The sequence below is a fragment of the Sulfitobacter sp. genome (genome assembly GCF_041552635.1).
Classification (GTDB): Bacteria; Pseudomonadota; Alphaproteobacteria; order Rhodobacterales; family Rhodobacteraceae; genus Sulfitobacter.
Genome location: NZ_JBFEKM010000081.1, coordinates 1 through 18209, shown reverse-complemented (window position 1 = coordinate 18209; position 18209 = coordinate 1). Strand labels below are relative to the sequence as shown.

The 18209-nt window shown below is 58.1% G+C and carries 17 protein-coding genes and 2 pseudogenes; 10 read left to right on the top strand and 9 right to left on the bottom strand.

Annotated elements, in window-relative coordinates; all coding sequences use genetic code 11:
• Window positions 1-193: pseudogene (locus ABYT07_RS11240) on the top strand (FAD:protein FMN transferase); the annotation flags it as partial.
• Window positions 194-251: 58 nt separating this feature from the next.
• Here the strand turns inward: ABYT07_RS11240 and ABYT07_RS11235 are convergent.
• The 6 genes from ABYT07_RS11235 to pedF all read right to left on the bottom strand — a co-directional run bounded on the left by ABYT07_RS11235 (window position 252) and on the right by pedF (window position 6176).
• Complete coding sequence (locus ABYT07_RS11235) at window positions 252-1031, bottom strand: xanthine dehydrogenase family protein subunit M (protein WP_372991726.1); 780 nt, start codon at window positions 1029-1031, stop codon at window positions 252-254.
• A 13-nt stretch (window positions 1032-1044) separates the two neighbouring features.
• A complete protein-coding gene (locus tag ABYT07_RS11230; RefSeq protein WP_372991724.1) occupies window positions 1045-3414 on the bottom strand; it encodes a xanthine dehydrogenase family protein molybdopterin-binding subunit in 2370 nt (789 codons plus the stop codon).
• Window positions 3415-3437: 23 nt separating this feature from the next.
• Window positions 3438-3923 carry a (2Fe-2S)-binding protein gene (locus ABYT07_RS11225; RefSeq protein ID WP_372991723.1) on the bottom strand — a complete coding sequence of 162 codons (486 nt, stop codon included), beginning with the start codon at window positions 3921-3923 and terminating at the stop codon, window positions 3438-3440.
• A 41-nt stretch (window positions 3924-3964) separates the two neighbouring features.
• A complete protein-coding gene (locus ABYT07_RS11220) occupies window positions 3965-4480 on the bottom strand; it encodes a CoxG family protein (RefSeq protein WP_372991721.1) in 516 nt (171 codons plus the stop codon).
• A gap of 87 nt (window positions 4481-4567) precedes the next feature.
• Window positions 4568-5461: a substrate-binding periplasmic protein gene (locus tag ABYT07_RS11215; protein ID WP_372991719.1), complete on the bottom strand. Its 894-nt coding sequence runs from the start codon at window positions 5459-5461 to the stop codon at window positions 4568-4570.
• Window positions 5462-5477: 16 nt separating this feature from the next.
• Complete coding sequence (gene pedF, locus ABYT07_RS11210) at window positions 5478-6176, bottom strand: cytochrome c-550 PedF (protein WP_372991717.1); 699 nt, start codon at window positions 6174-6176, stop codon at window positions 5478-5480.
• A 156-nt stretch (window positions 6177-6332) separates the two neighbouring features.
• Between pedF and ABYT07_RS11205 the strand changes: the two genes are divergently transcribed.
• The 9 genes from ABYT07_RS11205 (at window position 6333) to ABYT07_RS11165 (ending at window position 16681) form a co-directional block, all read left to right on the top strand.
• Complete coding sequence (locus ABYT07_RS11205; protein ID WP_372991715.1) at window positions 6333-7493, top strand: ABC transporter substrate-binding protein; 1161 nt, start codon at window positions 6333-6335, stop codon at window positions 7491-7493.
• A gap of 38 nt (window positions 7494-7531) precedes the next feature.
• Window positions 7532-8461: a YVTN family beta-propeller repeat protein gene (locus ABYT07_RS11200; RefSeq protein WP_372991728.1), complete on the top strand. Its 930-nt coding sequence runs from the start codon at window positions 7532-7534 to the stop codon at window positions 8459-8461.
• Window positions 8462-8480: 19 nt separating this feature from the next.
• Window positions 8481-8927, top strand: a complete 447-nt coding sequence (locus ABYT07_RS11195) for a hypothetical protein (RefSeq protein WP_372991714.1) — start codon at window positions 8481-8483, stop codon at window positions 8925-8927.
• Window positions 8924-9640 carry an ABC transporter ATP-binding protein gene (locus ABYT07_RS11190; RefSeq protein WP_372991712.1) on the top strand — a complete coding sequence of 239 codons (717 nt, stop codon included), beginning with the start codon at window positions 8924-8926 and terminating at the stop codon, window positions 9638-9640. The genes ABYT07_RS11195 and ABYT07_RS11190 overlap by 4 nt, the downstream gene beginning before the upstream one ends.
• Complete coding sequence (locus ABYT07_RS11185) at window positions 9637-10428, top strand: ABC transporter permease (protein WP_372991711.1); 792 nt, start codon at window positions 9637-9639, stop codon at window positions 10426-10428. The genes ABYT07_RS11190 and ABYT07_RS11185 overlap by 4 nt, the downstream gene beginning before the upstream one ends.
• 236 nt (window positions 10429-10664) lie before the next feature.
• A complete protein-coding gene (locus ABYT07_RS11180) occupies window positions 10665-12440 on the top strand; it encodes a PQQ-dependent methanol/ethanol family dehydrogenase (protein ID WP_372991709.1) in 1776 nt (591 codons plus the stop codon).
• Between the two features lie 116 nt (window positions 12441-12556).
• Complete coding sequence (locus tag ABYT07_RS11175) at window positions 12557-13255, top strand: response regulator (RefSeq protein ID WP_372991708.1); 699 nt, start codon at window positions 12557-12559, stop codon at window positions 13253-13255.
• Between the two features lie 35 nt (window positions 13256-13290).
• Complete coding sequence (locus ABYT07_RS11170; protein ID WP_372991707.1) at window positions 13291-14469, top strand: FIST N-terminal domain-containing protein; 1179 nt, start codon at window positions 13291-13293, stop codon at window positions 14467-14469.
• Entirely contained in the window at window positions 14453-16681 is a 2229-nt protein-coding gene (locus ABYT07_RS11165) for a PAS-domain containing protein (protein WP_372991706.1), read from the top strand. The genes ABYT07_RS11170 and ABYT07_RS11165 overlap by 17 nt, the downstream gene beginning before the upstream one ends.
• A gap of 16 nt (window positions 16682-16697) precedes the next feature.
• Here the strand turns inward: ABYT07_RS11165 and pqqE are convergent, their stop codons facing one another.
• The 3 genes and pseudogenes from pqqE to ABYT07_RS11150 form a co-directional block, all read right to left on the bottom strand.
• Window positions 16698-17792 carry a pyrroloquinoline quinone biosynthesis protein PqqE gene (gene pqqE / locus ABYT07_RS11160; protein WP_372991704.1) on the bottom strand — a complete coding sequence of 365 codons (1095 nt, stop codon included), beginning with the start codon at window positions 17790-17792 and terminating at the stop codon, window positions 16698-16700.
• On the bottom strand, window positions 17792-18073 hold the full coding sequence (pqqD, locus tag ABYT07_RS11155) for a pyrroloquinoline quinone biosynthesis peptide chaperone PqqD (RefSeq protein ID WP_372991702.1): 282 nt from the start codon (window positions 18071-18073) through the stop codon (window positions 17792-17794). Before pqqD ends, pqqE begins: the two co-directional genes overlap by 1 nt.
• Window positions 18070-18209: pseudogene (locus ABYT07_RS11150) on the bottom strand (pyrroloquinoline quinone biosynthesis protein C); the annotation flags it as partial. The pseudogene ABYT07_RS11150 and the gene pqqD, both read right to left, overlap by 4 nt.

The window sequence follows — 18209 nt, the reverse complement described above, 5'->3', positions numbered from 1 at the left end:
GCATATCCTGCATGCCAATGCGCAGCCACGCTGGTCAAGCGTCACGGTCGAGGCATCAAACGCCACATTGGCCGACAGCCTGTCCACCGCACTGGTGCTGGCACCCCGCGACCAGATCAGCGAGATCAAGGCCCGCACAGACATTACACGGGTGACATTGATCGACTTCAGCGGCGATCTCTCCACACACTAGACCCTGAAAACACGAAAGGCCCCACCAGATGGCGGGGCCTTCGTGGGGGTTTCACCCTTTAGGAAGCCGCGGTTACCGCGCGTCCTGTCATGACCTTGACCAGATGCGCACGGTATTCGGCAGAGCCGTGCAAATCCGAAATCATGTTGTCCGCAGAAACCGTCAAACCATCCAACGCCGACGCTGCGAAATTGGCGGACAAGGCTTCCTCGGCGGCGGTCCAACGGTGCACGCCTTCGTTCGAGGCACCCGTCACTGCGACCCGCACCCCTTGGGCAGTTTTCGCGACGAACACACCCACAAGCGCAAAGCGCGATGCCGGTTGGACGAACTTTTGATAATTCGCCTTTTCCGGGATCGGGAACTTGACCGCAGTCACGATCTCATCTTCGTCCAGGGCCGTTTCGAACATGCCAAGGAAATAATCATCGGCCGCGATTTCACGGCGGTTGGTGATGATCGTCGCCCCCGATGCCAGCGCCGCCGCAGGATAGCAGGCCGCCGGATCGTTGTTCGCGATGGACCCGCCGATGGTGCCGCGGTTGCGCACCGCCGGATCACCAATATGCGACGCAAGTTCGGACAGCGCCTTGTAGCTGCCATCAGCCGCCACATCGCCATGGCAGGTTGCCCCGCCAATCCACAATGCGCCGCCCTCGTTGCGGATGCCTTTCATCTCGGAAATACCGGACAGGGACACCAGTTTCGACGGGCTGGCCAGACGTGCCTTAAGCGTCGGGATCAGGGTTTGCCCGCCGCTCAGCGCTTGGGCTTCGCCACCCAAGGCTGCAACGGCTTCGTCGATTGTTGCGGGACGCTCTATGTCAAATGCGTACATGTGCTCTCTCCTCTCAAGCGTTCTGCATCGCCGACCACACACGGTGCGGGCTGACGGGCATGTCGATATGGGTTACGTTTTTGCCACCCGATTGCATGGCGTCGATCACCGCGTTCACCACGGTCGGGGGCGATCCGATTGCACCCGCCTCGCCGCAGCCTTTGACGCCAAGCGGGTTGTGTGTGCACGGGTTACCCTGCGAATGGTCCACGGTATAGAACGGCAGATCTTCGGCGCGTGGCATCGCGTAGTCCATATAGGATGCGCTGAGCAGCTGACCGTTTTCATCATAGGTCGTGTTTTCCAACAACGCCTGACCGATGCCCTGACCCAAGCCGCCATGCACCTGTCCCGTGACAATCATCGGGTTGATCACGTTGCCGAAATCATCCACCGCCGTCATGCGATCCACACGCACCTTGCCGGTCTCGGGATCTAATTCCACTTCGCAGCAATAGGCACCGGACGGATAGGTAAAGTTCGCCGGATCGTAGAATGCGGTTTCCTCAAGCCCCGGTTCGATGTCTTCAAGCGGGAAGTTGTGCGGGATATAAGCCTTAAGCGCGACCTCTCCGAAGCTGACGGATTTATCGGTGCCCGCGACCGAGAACATGCCATCCTTCAGCTCGATATCGCTATCGGATGCTTCCAGCATGTGGCCTGCGATCTTTTTCGCCTTGTTGATGACCTTTTCGGTGGCCCGCACCACGGCCGACCCACAAACCGCAAGGGAGCGTGACCCGTAGGTGCCCATCCCGAACGGAATTTTCGACGTGTCACCATGTACGATGTCGATGGATGATGCGTCGATGCCCAGCATTTCCGCCACGACTTGGGGGAACGCAGTTTCGTGGCCTTGGCCGTGGCTGTGCGCGCCGACCATGACCGACAGGTTGCCGGTCGCGTTCACCCGCACGGTTGCCGCATCATACAGACCCACGCGCGATCCCAACACGCCCACAAGGTTGGATGGTGCGATGCCGCAAGCCTCGATATAGGCGTTGACGCCGAAACCACGCAAAAGACCTTTGGCTTCGGATGCTTTGCGCCGCTCGGCAAAGCCTGCCACATCGGCGACTTCTTCCATCCGGTCCATCAGCGCGTCGTAGTTGCCGCTGTCATATTCAAGACCCGCCGCTGATGCGAAAGGATACTGATCCGGCTTGATAAAGTTCTGCCGGCGCAGGGCAATCGGGTCCATTCCAATTTCGCGGGCGACTTTGTCGATGACCCGCTCCAGTGAATATGTCGCCTCGGGGCGGCCTGCCCCGCGGTACGCATCAACCGGCGCAGTGTTGGTGAACACGGCTTTGACGTTCACATAGACGTTCGGAACGGTATAGTTACCGGCCATCAACGTGCCGTGCAAAAACGTTGGCGTTGCCGTTGCAAAATTCGAAAGATAGGCACCGACATTGGCATAGGTTTCGGTGCGGAAGGCGAGGAAATTACCGTCGGCATCCATTGCCAGTTCAATCTTGGTCACGTGGTCACGACCATGCGCATCCGTGAGGAAGGATTCAGAGCGGTCGGCTGTCCATTTAACCGGGCGGTTCAGCTTTTTCGCAGCGGCCAGTACCAATGCCTCTTCACCGTAGTGATAGATTTTTGATCCGAAACCACCGCCCACATCGGGTGCAATCACGGTCAGCTTGTTTTCAGGAATACCCAAAACAAAAGCAGAGATTAGCAGCCGCGTCAGGTGCGGGTTTTGCGACGTGGTGTGCAGAATATATTCGTCGTTGGCACGGTTGTACTGCGCCATCGAACAGCGCGGTTCCATCGCGTTGGGCACCAGACGGTTGTTGACCAGTTCCAACGTGGTGACGTGATGCGCGCCCTTGATCGCGGCATCGGTGGCCTCGCGGTTGTCTTCGATCCAGCCCCAGTCGAAGCACTGGTTTGTGCCGATCTCATCATGCACATAATCGGTGCCGGACAGGGCATCTTTCATGTTCACCACGGCGGGCAGTTCTTCGATATCCGCCTCGATCGCCTCAACGGCGTTCTTGGCCTGCTCGACGGTTTCGGCGATCACTGCGGCATAGGCGTCGCCAACATGGCGAACCTTACCATGTGCCAGAACGGGGCGTTTTGGTTCGTGCATGGGCGTGCCATCGCGCGAATTGATCAGCCAGCCAGCGGGGTTGCCGCCGACTTCGGTGAAATCTTCACCGGTAAAAATCACCAGCACGCCGGGCATGCCTTCGGCAGCAGACGTATCAATGCTTTTGATCACACCATTCGCAACGGTCGAGCGCGCGAATACCGCTGCCGCCTCACCGTAGGTTTTGATGTCGTCCGTATACCGACCGGCACCTGTCAAAAACCGTACATCTTCGCGGCGCACTGTTGCGGCACCAATTCCATCATCTTTGGGCATGGATTTTCCTCCCTTAATTTTTGTTATTCGGCAGCGATGGCAGAGACGTCTTGTCCAGACGCGGCCATGATCGCTTTGACGATGTTGTGATAGCCGGTGCAGCGGCAGATATTGCCCTCAAGATAGGCGCGCACTTCGGTCTCTGTCGGCTTGGGATTGTCCTTGAGCAGTGCTGCCGTTGTCATCACCATGCCGGGGGTGCAGAACCCGCACTGAAGCCCGTGATGTTCCTGAAATGCCTGCTGGATGACGTTCATTGTGCCGTCAGCGTTGGCCTGTCCTTCGATGGTTGATACCTCGGCACCGTCGGCTTCGGCTGCGAACATGGTGCAGGATTTGACCGCACGCCCGTTCACATGCACCAGACAGGCACCGCATTGCGAAGTGTCACAGCCAATATGTGTGCCCGTCAGACGCCGGTCTTCGCGCAGAAACGAGGACAACAGCGTGTTGCCCTCTACGTTGGCCTCGACCGACTTGCCATTGATGGTCATCGTCACTTTTGTCATTTTAATCCTCCCTTTGGATCGTTTTTTGTAGGCATCGGTTCTTAGCTGACCAGCTTTTTGAACCAGCCCTTTTTCTGTGATGTGTCTTCGCTGTCCGAGGTGCCTTCTTGGGCCACAGGTGCCCCAACCGCGTCCGAGAAATTCTCGAAGAACTGATCGGCCATCTTTTTGGCAAAGCCATCAATAATGCGGCTGCCAAGCTGCGCCAGCTTGCCGCCGACCTTTGCCTCGACATCGTAATGCAGGATGGTTTGGTCGCCTTGTGGTTCAAGACGAACATCGGCACCGCCCTTGGCAAAGCCCGCAGCCCCCCCCTTGCCTTCGCCTGTCATCGTCAGGCTTTCGGGTTCGTTCATGTCGCTAAGGGCAACGGCCCCCTTGAACGTCGCTTTGACGGGGCCGACTTTCTGGACGACTGTCGCCTCGAACCCGTCTTGGGCCGAACCGCTCATCTCGGTGCAGCCCGGCACGCACGCCTTGAGGACATCGGGGTTTAACAGCCCCGCCCAGACCGTTGCTGCATCTGCATTTATTGTACGGCTATCGCTTAACTTCATCGCGCGGAATCTCCCTGTTTCAAGAGAGCCTAGGCACGGACGGCGGCGGGTTCCATTGGACTATATGTGTAAGACCAAAGTCTTGGGTCAGCGCACAGGCGGCTGGAAGGTCAGCCCGTAGCTTTCATAGATCTTCGCAATCCGGCCGTCCTGAAGGGCATAATTGATCGCGTCATCTACCGCATAGGACAAAGGCCGGTAACTGAAACTGACGGCGACGCCCAACGTCCATTGGCTGACTGCGAATCCTGCCAGCGGGGGCTGATGCACAGCCGTGCCAGCCTCCAGCCCATATTCAAGCTGCCCCAATGGGCCCATTGCCGCCTTGGTTTCGCCAGCGTTCAAGGCCGCCATCGCATCGCCCATATCGGGATAACGCTGCATCGCGCCGGCCAATTGCCCGCCCGCAAAAGACGACAAATAGAAATCCGCAATGGAATCGTTTTCCACCGCCACCGCATCAAAACGGAAATAGGCAGGCACCGGTTTTTCGTCGGGATAGCTGGCCTTGTCATAGGCAATCGCGATGGATTCTGTGCTGTATTGACCGGTGAAAACCACCTGTTCGACCCGGCACTTGAACGCACTATCATAGGGAATGCGCATCATGACATTGGCCACGCGCCCGCCAATTACCGCGCCCTTCCAGATGTTGTTGCGCAGATCCGCCTCAAGGTTCTCGCCCGCGGCGACAAAGCTGAACCGTGCCTCAACGCCCAGATCTTCGGCAATGATGCGCGCGATGTCGATATCCACGCCACGCGGCTTGCCTGCGTCTTCCCAGCTATAGGGCGGATAATCTTCGTAGACCGCGAATGTCATGTGGCCCTGATCCTGGATCGCATCCATATCCTGACCCACAAAATCGCGGCCCGTATTTTGCGGCTTTGGCTGCGGGATATGATCCGCGCAGGGGTCAGCGGCTTGGGCCTGCGTCGCAAGAAGCAGGCCCAACGTCAGGGCAAGACTGGTACGTAACAAGCGCAGTGTTCCGATCCTAATGGGTCGCCGACAAACCGATTGTCAGCGTCTCGGAGGCAGATTTATACGCTTGGGGTGTCCCGTCAATCAGGTTGGCGGCCCGGAAGGCTACAGAATCTGCAACCGGTGCGCCGGACAGGGTTTCGATGCCTTGGGCAATCTCGCTCAACCGCGCCTTGATCGCATCGGCATCCGCGCCGCTTGCATCGTCACCATACACCGCCAGCTGATCACGAATGGCTTTCAATTCATCCGAAACCTCGTCCATCGCATCGGTGTCGGGGCGTGTTTCAACATAGGTGCGGATGGCCCATGCCGCGTCCTGGCCCAGCAGTTCGCCAAAGGCGGGCATCTTTGTGACCCCGCCTTGGGTATAGCCGGTGCGGAACCGCTCGATGAACCATTCATCGCCGTATTCCTCGGCCTCGAGAAAGCGCAGATCGGGGGCAAGGCCGCCGGAAACCACCTCAAGCCCATGACAGCGCGCGCAGTTCTGATTGTATCCGGACGCACCGATTTCAACGGCCTTCAGCCAAACCTCCTGCCCTGCGGCTTCGGCGCGGTAGGGGTTTTCCGTCAGCCATTCTTCGCCGGTCTCGGGCAGCCCCGCGGTATCGACAGGCTGCGGGCTGACATCGCCATGCGCCATCAGAATGGTACTTGTTGCGATAATGATGCCGCCAGCCAACATGGCCTTGATTGAATTATTACCCATGGTCTCTCTCCCTAGACGCTACAGTTTGGACATTTGTAGGCTGTTTAGGCGATCCGGGGGTATTGGACTTTGGTTGCGGTCACGGGCACCCCCCGACCAAAGTTCTATTCGACGCATTACAAACCACTTGCTAGCGTAGCCCCGAGGGGGAAAGTAATGCGTCGAATTATCTGTGTTTGGCTATTGAGCCTGATGGCCCTCCCGGCGTTTGCTGAGACCACGCTTGATGTCGGATATCTGCGGGTTGATGTGCCCCGCCCGCCTGTTTTGTCCAATCTTGATGCGATCCCGGAAAACAACGGGGTGGCCGGTGCGCAAACCGGGCTTAAGGATAATCTGACCACGGGCAAGTTTCTGGGCCAGACCTATACACTGACCACCGCATCCGTGCCCCAAGGCGATGACCCGCTGGCCGCTGCCGCACAGATGCTGGCCAAAACGCCGTATCTTATTCTGGATGCCCCCGCGCCTGTGTTGCTGGCCATCGCGGACCTGCCCCAAGCGCAGGGCGCGCTGCTGTTCAATGCATCGGCGGGCGATGTTTCCCTGCGCGACAGCGATTGCCGCGCCAACCTGTTTCACAGCCTGCCGTCCGACGCGATGCGCACCGATGCGTTGGCGCAGGTGTTGGTGCAAAAGCGCTGGACAGATCTTGTGATGATTGCGGGCACCTTTCCCGCCGATATCGCCTATGCAGATGCCATCCGCCGGTCGCTGACGAAATTCGGCCTGCAGCTGTCGGCGGAAAAAACATGGGATGCGGATGCGGATATGCGGCGCACGGCATCGCAGGAAATTCCGCTGTTTACCCAGGATTTCGGCGATTATGACGCGTTGATCCTTGCGGATGAACTGCATGATTTCGGGCGCTATGTGCTGTACAACACCTGGCAGGCCCGCCCCGTTGTCGGGTCCGAGGGGTTGTCTGCGCAAACATGGGCGCCTGTCATCGAACAATGGGGGGCGGCGCAATTGCAAAGCCGCTTTAGCGATCAACATAGCCGCGACATGACCAGCCTTGATTACGCGGCATGGGCCGCCATCCGCACATTGGGAGAAGCCGTGACACGCACAAACGCAACCGATCCGCAGACCCTGCGCGACTATATCCTGTCGGATGCATTTGAACTGGCAGGCTTCAAGGGTCGCGCCCTGACCTATCGCGCTTGGAATGGTCAGTTGCGCCAGCCCATCGCGATCGCACACCCCCGCGCCTTGGTGGCCCAAGCCCCGCTGGAAGGGTTCCTGCACCAGACAAACGAGCTAGACAGTCTTGGACTGGACCGCCCCGAAAGCAAATGTGAGGCCTTTCAATGAGATCCTTTCTGAAGTCATCCATCGCCACAGGCGTTCTGATGATCGCCGCATCAACTGCGTCTGCTGGCGAAATATGGGTCACCAATGAAAAGGACGACACGGTTTCCGTGATCGACACCGAAACGCTTGAGGTGATCCAGACCTATCCCACCGGCGAACGCCCGCGCGGCATTACCTTTTCCAAGGATTTCAGTCTGGTCTATATCTGCGCCTCGGACAGTGATGCGGTGCAGGTGATGGACCCGAACACCGGCGAAATCTTGCACGATCTGCCGTCGGGCGAAGACCCTGAACAATTCGTCCTGCACCCCGATGATACCCATCTTTATATCGCCAACGAAGATGACGCGATCACCACCGTGGTAAATACCAAAACCCACAAGGTCGTCGCCCAGATTGACGTCGGCGTCGAACCTGAAGGCATGGCCGTGTCGCCCGATGGCAAGATTGCGATTACCACCTCCGAGACGACCAATATGGCGCATTGGATTGACACAGAAACGCAAGAATTGTTCGCCAATACGCTGGTCGACAGCCGCCCGCGTCACGCGGAATTTGCCAAGGACGGCAGCGAAATGTGGGTCAGCTCCGAAATTGGCGGCACGCTGACAGTCTTTGATACCGCTTCGCAGACCGAACTTGCCAAGATGAGCTTTGAGGTGCCGGGCGTCCATGCCGACCGTGTGCAGCCCGTGGGGTTTGAATTCGGGCCAGACGACGCATTTGCCTATGTGGCGTTAGGTCCGTCCAATCACATCGCCGTAGTCAATGCGCAAACCTATGCGGTCGAAGACTATATTCTGGTGGGCCGCCGCGTGTGGCATATGGCGTTCAACGCCGACAAGTCCCGCCTTTTCACCACCAATGGCGTTTCGGGTGATGTCACCGTTGTTGACGTCGCCGCGCGAAAGGCGATCAAATCCATCAAGGTCGGCCGCTTCCCTTGGGGGGCAGCGTTCCGTCCCTAGTCTGTAGAAAAGGTGCCTCATGTCTCTTGTTACATCCCTTCTGAAAACATCCGCCCTATTGGCCACGCTATCGCTTTGCGCGCCCGCCTTTGCACAAGGTTTTGGCGCAGCTGGCGTTCTGTCGGGCAAGAACAAGCAAGACCTGCCGCCCATCACCCTATCCGCGGGGGAACCGATTTCCCAAGGGCCTTGGACCCTGAAATCAGGCACCTATTACGAGTTCGAAATCATCGGCGACGGATCGCAGGAACTGGCTCTTGTCGGCCCTGACTTTTTCCGCGCGATTTGGATCGACGAGATCGTTATCGAAGGCCTGGAAATTCGCCCGCTTGGCCTTGATAGCGTTGAATTCGACGAAGCAGGCGAGATGGAGATCGGGTTTCTGGCGATCAAACCGGGGCGGTATCATATGAAAATACCCGGCACGACAGGCGAAACCCAACGGATCGAGATAACCATCGAATGAAGGGTTTGAACGTCTCGAACCTTAGCTACTCCTACGGGACCAAACAGGCGCTGAGAGACGTGAGCTTTGACGTGCCTGCGGGCCAGTTCTGTGCCTTGCTGGGGCCGAACGGGGCGGGCAAATCCACGCTGTTCGGCTTGCTGACGCGGTTGCTGGCCACGTCCGACGGTCGCATCACAATCGCAGGGCATGATCTGCACCGCCACCCGCGGCTGGCTTTGGCACAGCTTGGCATTGTCTTTCAACAGACCACCTTGGATCTGGACCTAAGCGTGCGTCAGAACCTGAAATATTTCGCAGCACTGCATGGTCTTTCTGGCCGTGACGCCACCCGCCGGATTGATGCAGCCCTTGACAAGCTGTCGATGCTGGACCGTGCTGGTGAAAAGGCCCGTGCCCTGAATGGCGGCCACCGCAGGCGCACCGAAATCGCCCGCGCTTTGATACATGATCCGTCGGTGTTGTTACTGGACGAACCAACCGTAGGGCTGGACGCTGCCGCGCGCGCGGCGATTACGCGACATGTGCACCAGCTTTGCGATGACGGAACGACCGTCCTTTGGGCGACCCATCTGACAGACGAAGTATACCCCGACGATCATCTTGTGATCTTGCACCGCGCACAGGTTCTGGCCACGGGCCGCTGCGCCGACATCTGCAACGGCGTACCCCTGCCCGAGACATTTCTGACCATGACGGCAACCCCCGCATGAACCCCTACTTCACCTCGCTTTTTGCTATCGTCACCCGCGAGGCGCTGCGGTTCATTCATCAGCGCGAACGGTTTATTGCCGCCCTTGTGCGCCCGCTTGTCTGGCTGCTGGTCTTTGCCGCTGGATTTCGCGCCGCACTGGGCCTTAGCATCATCCCGCCCTATCAAACCTACATCACCTACGAGACTTATATCGTACCCGGCCTATGCGGCATGATCATGCTGTTCAACGGGATGCAGTCATCGCTTAGCCTTGTTTACGACCGCGAAATGGGGTCGATGAAATTGCTACTGACCAGCCCGCTGCCGCGATGGTGGTTGCTGTTTTCCAAGCTTGTCGGGTCCACTGCGATTTCGATTTTGCAGGTCTATGCGTTTCTTGCCATTGCCGCCGCATTCGGGGTCACCATGCCGCCTGCGGGCTATGTCGCTGTACTGCCTGCCTTGGTCGTGGCGGGCATTATGTTGGGTGCCTTGGGGCTGGTTCTGTCCAGCTTTATCAAGCAGTTGGAGAACTTTGCCGGTGTGATGAATTTCGTCATCTTCCCGATGTTTTTCCTCTCTTCAGCGCTGTATCCCTTATGGAAAATGGCCGAAAGTTCCGAACTGTTGTACACTATTTGCGCGCTCAATCCCTTTACCCACGCGGTCGAACTGATCCGCTTTGCGCTTTACCTGAACTTCAACGGAACCGCGCTGATCTGGACGGTGCTGGCCACGGTTGTTTTCACCGTTCTGGCGATCTGGGGCTATACCCCGTCACGCAACGGGACCGGCAAAAAGGGCTAGCCCCAAACAGCCACGCCGCGATGTAACAAAAGACCATGCGCCGCCAGCATCCCCGCTTGCCTTGCGACCAAAGTGGCAGACCACTTGCAAAACTTTGCCCGCGACTTACGACCATTGTTCAATACCCCCAATCACACTTTGCAAGAATACTACCTCCAAGGACCAGTGCGCCCGTTCGAAGTGCGCGGCCTTTTGGGATACGCCCGCAACAGGGCACTAGGGAGGAGATTAACACTATGAACAGGTTTATCATTGCCGCCACCATCGGCATCATGGCGACTGTCGGACTGTCGGGGGCAAATGCCGCCGGTGTGACCGAAGACATGTTGGCCAACGATAGCGCATCGACTGGCGACGTTCTGACAAACGGCATGGGCCGTCATCTGCAACGCCATTCGCCGCTGGAACTGCTGAACAAGGAAAACGTCAAAAACCTGCAACCCGCGTGGGCCTTTAGCCTTGGTGGGGAAAAGCAGCGCGGTCAGGAAACCCAGCCCATCGTGCATGATGGCGTGATGTATATCACCGGGTCCTATAGCCGGATGTATGCGATTGATGTCATGACCGGCAAAGAGTTGTGGCAATATGATGCCCGTCTGCCCGAAGGCATTCTGCCTTGCTGTGACGTGGTAAACCGCGGTGCCGCAATCTATGGCGACAACGTTTATTTCGGAACACTTGATGCCCGCATCGTGGCGCTGAACCAAAAGACCGGCGACGTGGTGTGGAACAAAAAGATTGCTGATTACAAGGCAGGCTATTCCTATACAGCCGCCCCGCTGATCGTGAACGGCCTGATCATCACCGGCAACTCGGGCGGTGAATTCGGGGTCGTGGGCGAAGTACAAGCACGCGACGCCGATACTGGCGACATCGTCTGGACCCGTCCGGTAATCGAAGGTCACATCGGCACGCTGAACGGCGCAGAAAGCACCATGACCGGAGAGCTGAACGCGACATGGCCGGGCGACATGTGGAAAACCGGTGGCGGTGCCACATGGTTGGGCGGGTCCTATGATGCGGATACTGACACGCTGGTGTTCGGCACGGGTAACCCTGCCCCATGGAACAGCCATCTGCGCAACGCAGGTGCCCCGACCGAGGGCAACGTCGGCGACAACCTTTATGCTGCGTCCCGCCTCGGCATTGACCCCGCCACAGGCGAGATCAAATGGCACTACCAGACCACGCCGCGCGAAGGCTGGGATTATGACGGCGTGAACGAAGTCGTCGCCTATACCGACCGCTCCGGCAACAAGCGTTTCGCAACTGCCGACCGCAACGGTTTCTTCTATGTTCTGAACCGCGAAGACGGTAAATTCGTTTCGGCTGTGCCTTTCGTCAAGGACATCACATGGGCCAGCGGCATTGATGAAAATGGCCGACCGATCTTTAACGAAGACAACCGCCCCGGTAACCCGGCAGACGCAGCCGATGGCAAGAAAGGCGACGTTGTCTTTTCGTCACCCGGCTTCCTTGGTGGTAAGAACTGGATGCCGATGGCGCACAGCCCCAAGACCGGTCTGTTCTATGTTCCGTCCAACGAATGGGGCATGGACATCTGGAACGAGCCGATTTCCTACAAAAAGGGCGCTGCCTATCTTGGGTCCGGCTTTACGATCAAGCCGAACTACGAAGACCACATCGGCAGCCTCAAGGCGATTGACCCCGATACAGGCGACGTAAAGTGGGAATTCAAGAACAACGCACCACTTTGGGGCGGCGTTATGACCACGGCGGGCGGCCTTGTCTTTACCGGCACCCCAGAGGGCGAATTTATCGCATTTGACGACGAGACTGGTGAAGAATTGTGGTCCTTCCAGACCGGTTCCGGTGTGATCGGCCAGCCCATCACATGGGAACAGGACGGCGAACAATACATCACCGTGATCTCGGGTTGGGGCGGCGCTGTTCCACTGTGGGGCGGTGAGGTTGCCAAAAAGGTTAACTACCTGAACCAAGGTGGTTTGCTGTGGACATTCCGTCTGCCCAAGCAATTGGCATCTAACTAACAGCCTTCCCAAGGACTGATGACGCGTCCCCTTTGCCGGGGGGCGCGTTTTTTGTTGCCTCTAGTACTTTAGGACTGGTGACTTGCGGATCATGTTCAGCCTAATCTTAAAGCATGATGGCACATAAATCAGCATCACCCGATCAAGCTGCGGGTCGCACGTCTTACGGTTGGGCCTTGGTCGTTGATGACCATCCGCTATTTTGCGATGCACTTGAGTTGACCTTGAAATCGGTTGCTGAATTTACGGCTGTCAAAACCGCCGATTGCCTTGAAAAGGCACTGACCCTGCTGCAAGGGGCCGAACAGCCGTCGCTGGTTATTCTTGACCTGAACCTGCCCGATGTAAACGGGCTGGACGGGCTGATCCGGCTGAAACGGCAGACCGAAAAAACACCTGTCATCATCGTATCATCCATGACGGATAACGCCATCATCAGTGGTGCCATCGTGGCAGGTGCGGCAGGGTTTGTGCCCAAACACAGCCCCCGCGCCGTGTTCAAAGAGGCAATTGACTGCATCGAGCGCGGCGAAATCTATGAACCCGCCGGTTATGTGGAAAGCAGCACCTCGAGCCAGCGCGACGAAACCGTCAGCAGGCTGTCTTCGCTGACCAACCAACAAGCCCGCATTCTTGAGCTGATCTGCGAAGGCAAGCTGAACAAGCAGATCGCCTTTGACCTCACCATCGCCGAAACCACGGTCAAGGCCCATGTCACCGCGATCATGCGCAAACTTGGCGTGCAAAGCAGAACCCAAGCCGTGCTTGTCGCGCAATATGCCCGCTTTGAAAGCGTCTTGCCATCCGCAGAATGACCAGCGTATCCTTCCCCTCGGGGAGAATATCTAAAATGAACAAGACTGTTGACGCGGGGCAACCGGCTGTCACGGCTGCACCCCTTGTGCCGCCTGTTGTGCTGACGGGTCAGGTGTCATGGGACACCCCGTCACCTATCGGCCAAATCAAACAAATCTTCGGCGATGAACCACTTGGCTTTTTGTCGCTGTTCGTGTCGCCCAAAGCCGATTTTGCACGTATCATCGCTGAGGCTGGCACATTGTTCCCGGACACCGACATTGCCGCCTGCACGACCGCAGGCGAAATCGGGGACGACGGTTATGAAGAAGGACAGATTATCGCGCTTGGCTTTCCATCCTCGGGCTTTGCATCGACGTCATTGTTAATCGAAAATATCGATGATCTTGCCCCGCTGCCCCTGATTGACCGTGTCACGCTGGAACGCGTCAAATTGCAAGAACACCATCCCGAAATGATTTCAGGGTTTGCATTCCTTCTGGTGGACGGGTTGTCGCGCGCCGAAGACGGGCTTAGCGCGACGATATCGCCTGCGCTGCGCGATATGCCGATGTTTGGCGGGTCGGCCGGCGATGGTACCGATTTCGAAGACACCTCTGTCGCGTTGAATGGCACAGTTGCGCAAAATGCGGCGGTGCTGACCCTTGTGCGCAGCCGCTACCGTACAAAAGTGTTCAGCCTTGACCACCTTGTCCCCTCAGACCGTCAAATGGTGGTAACCGGTGCCGATCCGGGCCGCCGCATCGTCAAAACGATCAATGCCGAACCTGCTGCGCGGGAATATGCCCGCATCGTCGGCAAAGACCCCGAACAGCTGGACAGGCTTACCTTTGCCTCGCATCCTGTCGTCGTGCGCATTGGCGGGGCACATCATGTGCGCGCCATCCAACAGGTCAACAGCGCAGGGGAACTGGTGTTTTTCTCTGCCATAGACGAGGGCATGGTTTTGACAGTCGCCGCCCCGCAGGACATGGTCGACCATCTGCGCAGCAAGATGCTTGGCCTTTCCGCCCATCAAAAGCCCTCGGTTATTCTGGGCTGCGACTGCATCTTGCGCCGGATCGAAGCGGAACAACGGCAGATCAGCCGCGAACTGTCTGACGTGATGTCGTCCTATCATGTCACCGGCTTTTCGACCTATGGCGAACAGATCGGTGCCCTGCATGTGAACCACACAATGACCGGCGTCGCCATCTATGAAGAAGAAGACTAGGCCCGACATGTCCCTGATCAACCCCGCCGATTCAATCGAACGTCAGAACGAAAAACTATTGCAGATTGCGCAGTCGCTGATGCGCCGGGTCGAGCAGAAGAATGAACAGTCCGGCTTTGCCTATCAGCAGTTCGAACGCGCCGCCCTGCTGGAAACAGAGGTCCGCGAACGCACCCTTGATCTGGAGCGCGCGCTGGATCTTTTGCAGGAATCCAACACCCGCCTTGAGATCGCGAATGACGAAACCGAAAAGGCCAGGTCCAACCTGACCGAAGCCATTGAGACCATCAACGAAGGGTTTGCCCTGTTCGAAGACAAGGACGGGCTGGTGCTGTCCAATAGCCGATTTTGCCGCGATCTGATCGACATCGAAGGGCAACTGGTGCAGGGGCTTCAGTTTGATGACTATGTGAAACTGATCTCGGAAAGTAAGATGCTTGGTCTGCCCGAGGGTCAAACCGCCGCCGAATGGGCAGCACAGCGGATGGCCCGCCACCGCGACGATCACGTGGTGTTCAACGTCAAACTGAAATGGGACCGCTGGTTGCAGGTCAGCGAACACCGCACCTCGCGCGGGGGCACAGTGATCCTGCAAACGGATGTGACCACGATCATCCGCCGCGAACGCCAGGAACGCGACAAGATCCGCGACAAACAGGCCGAGATTTTGCAAGCCACCCTTGACCACCTGAACCAGGGTGTCTGCATCTTTGACAACTCGCAGACCTTGGTGGGGTGGAATTCCCGCATGAACGGTTTGTTCAAGGCGACCCCGAACGCAGCCGTTCTGGGGATGGAATTTTCCGTGCTGCTGGAACGCCTGAAAGACGAACTGACCTTTGGCCCCAACTTTGGCGTAGAAGATCTGCGCGAATGGGCGAATTCTAAATGTGGGCGCAAACCTATCCTATTCGAGATCACCCGCGACACGCGACAAACCTACAGCGTTTTTGCACAGGAAATGCCCGACCGTGGGCTGGTGATCAGCTTTACCGACGTCACCTCCGAACGGGCCGCCGCGCGGACGTTGTACGAGATGAACGAACTGCTTGAACAGCGCGTCGAGGACAGAACCCGCGAGCTGGGGCTGGCCCTTTCTGAGGCCGAACGCGCCAATGCCTCAAAGACCCGGTTTGTCGCGGCAGCCAGCCATGATTTGCTGCAACCCCTTTCCGCCGCGAAACTCTTTGTGTCGTCCCTGTCGGATCAGACCGACCCAGAGGATACGCAAAATATCCTCGACAAGGCGGAAATGGCGCTAAGCAGTGTGGAACAATTCATCGCCGCCCTGCTGGACATATCGAAGCTGGATTCCGGCAAAGCCGTGTTCGATGTGCGCCCCTTGCGGCTGTCCGGCATCTTTGTGCCACTGCGCAATGAACTGATGCCGCTGGCCCAGCAAAAAGGCATTGACCTGACCATCATGGAATGCGGTCTGACCGTGGAAAGCGATCCAGGCTATCTGCGGCGGATCGTACAAAACCTTCTCACCAACGCCCTGCGCTATACCGACAGCGGCCGCGTGCTGGTCGGCGTCCGCCGCACCGGCACCGCCGCCCGGATCGAGGTTTGGGATACAGGGCGTGGCATCGCCCATGCAGACCAGCAAACCATCTTCAAGGAATTTGAGCGCCTGTCGCCCGACAATTCCGATACCGGCTTGGGGCTTGGCCTGTCGATCGTGGAACGGGCCTGCAAGGGGCTGGACCACCCGCTAAGCCTTTGGTCAGAACCGGGGGTCGGCAGTTGCTTTGCGCTGAACGTGCCGATCCACACAGGCGACACCGAAACCCGCAGCCCCGCCCGTGGGCGGCCAACCCCGCGGCATGGCACGCTTGAAGATCAACTGTTGCTGCTGGTCGAGGATAATCCGCAACTGGCCCATGCCATCACCATCATGATCGAAAGCTTTGGCGGCACCATCATCCACGCCCACAACGCCGAGGAAGCCCTTGCAATCCTTAGCGAAATCCAGCTGATTCCGGACGCCATGCTGATTGATTACCAGCTTGGCGCGGGCCTGAATGGCATCGAATTTCTACAAGGGGTCAATGCCCACTATGGCCCCGTCCCCGCCGTGGTCATTTCAGCCGAACGCACCAAAGTGCTGCGGGACGCCTGCAAAACCATGGGTGTTCAACTGCTGCCAAAACCAGTGGAAAAAGACCGCTTGAAACGTCTGCTGCTGGACATGCTCGGCACCCAAGCCTGACTGACTTTCCCCATATTCAGGGGCTTGTGCGGTACACCAGTTCTGCCGTGTCTTCATGCGAAAACGCATCTGCAAGCGCCGTCATTTTGTCGTGCAGCGGTGACTTGATACACACCGGATCGGTCGCCGCCGGATCGCCCGCAATCGCCATCGCCTGGCAGCGGCAACCGCCGAAATCCAGCTTGCGCCGATCGCATGACCGACAGGGCTCTAGCATCCAATCCTCGCCGCGATAGGCGTTAAACGCAGCACCGTTGTACCAGATATCGGCAAGGCGTTTGTCACGCACATTGTCAAAGGTCAGCGTCGGGATCGTTTGCGCGGCATGACATGGCAAGACCAACCCGTCGGGCGTCACATTCAGACCCGTCGTTCCCCACCCGCCCATGCATCGCTTGGGGTAATCGCTGTGATAGTCGGCGGGCACGTAATCAATCACCATCGTGCCCTTTAGGCGCTCTCGGGCCTCGGCGACGATGCGGCTGGCTTCGGCGGCCTGTTCACGCGTCGGCATCATCGCCTCGCGGTTCAACATAGCCCAGCCGTGAAACTGCACGATGGCGACTTCCATGCGCCGCGCTTTCATCGCGACAGCCATTTCAATCGCTTCGGGCAACTGATGCAGGTTCTGGCGGTGCACCACAGCATTCAGCGTCAGCGGAAATCCCGCCTCAACGATCCACTCAGCCGCCTGCATCTTGCGCGCGAAGCCACCCTTGTAGCCGCCGATCCGGTCCGCCATTTCGGCATCTGTCCCTTGCAAGGACAGTTGCACGTGATCCAGCCCTGCCTCTTCAAGCTCGGCCAGCCGCCGTTGGGTCAGCCCAATCGCCGAGGTGATCAGATTCGTATAAAGCCCCGCCTTGCGCGCGCCTGCGACCAAAGCCACAAGATCGCGCCGCGACGCGGGTTCGCCGCCAGACAAATGCAGTTGCAACACACCAAGTTTTGCGGCCTGATCAAAGACATCCAGCCAGATATCTGTGTCCAGTTCGCTTTCTTTCTTGGCCATCTCGACCGGGTTCGAACAATAGGGGCACGACAACGGGCAGCGATAGGTCAGCTCAGCCAGCATCGCGATCGGCGCGGGAACAGATGCAGTCGGTGCCATCAGGTCAGCTCCAATATCCGGCGGTCGCTTAGGCCGGTCAAAAATTCGGCCACGTCGCCGGTGATTTGATCCACGGGGGCGGCATAGGCGGCAGCCAAGCGCGCGACGACCTCACCAAAGCTGCGTTGCCCGTCGATTTCATTGAGGATCGCAAGCCCGATGGGATCAAGATTGATCGTTCGTTCAGGGGCCAGCAACACCCAAAGATCGCGCACCGTGTCCTTGTGAAGGCGCACGCCGCGCGGGATCACCGGAATGGCGTCATCAGCGATCTGAGTCATGTGCCAGCCGCAATCAGATGCGTGCCGGGCTGCCACCCGCCCGGCGGGATACGCGCAGGCACCACATAGGCCGCGTGCAGGGCATCAAGCTGTGCCCACAAAACATCTGTCTTAAAGACCAACGCCGCCGCTGCTG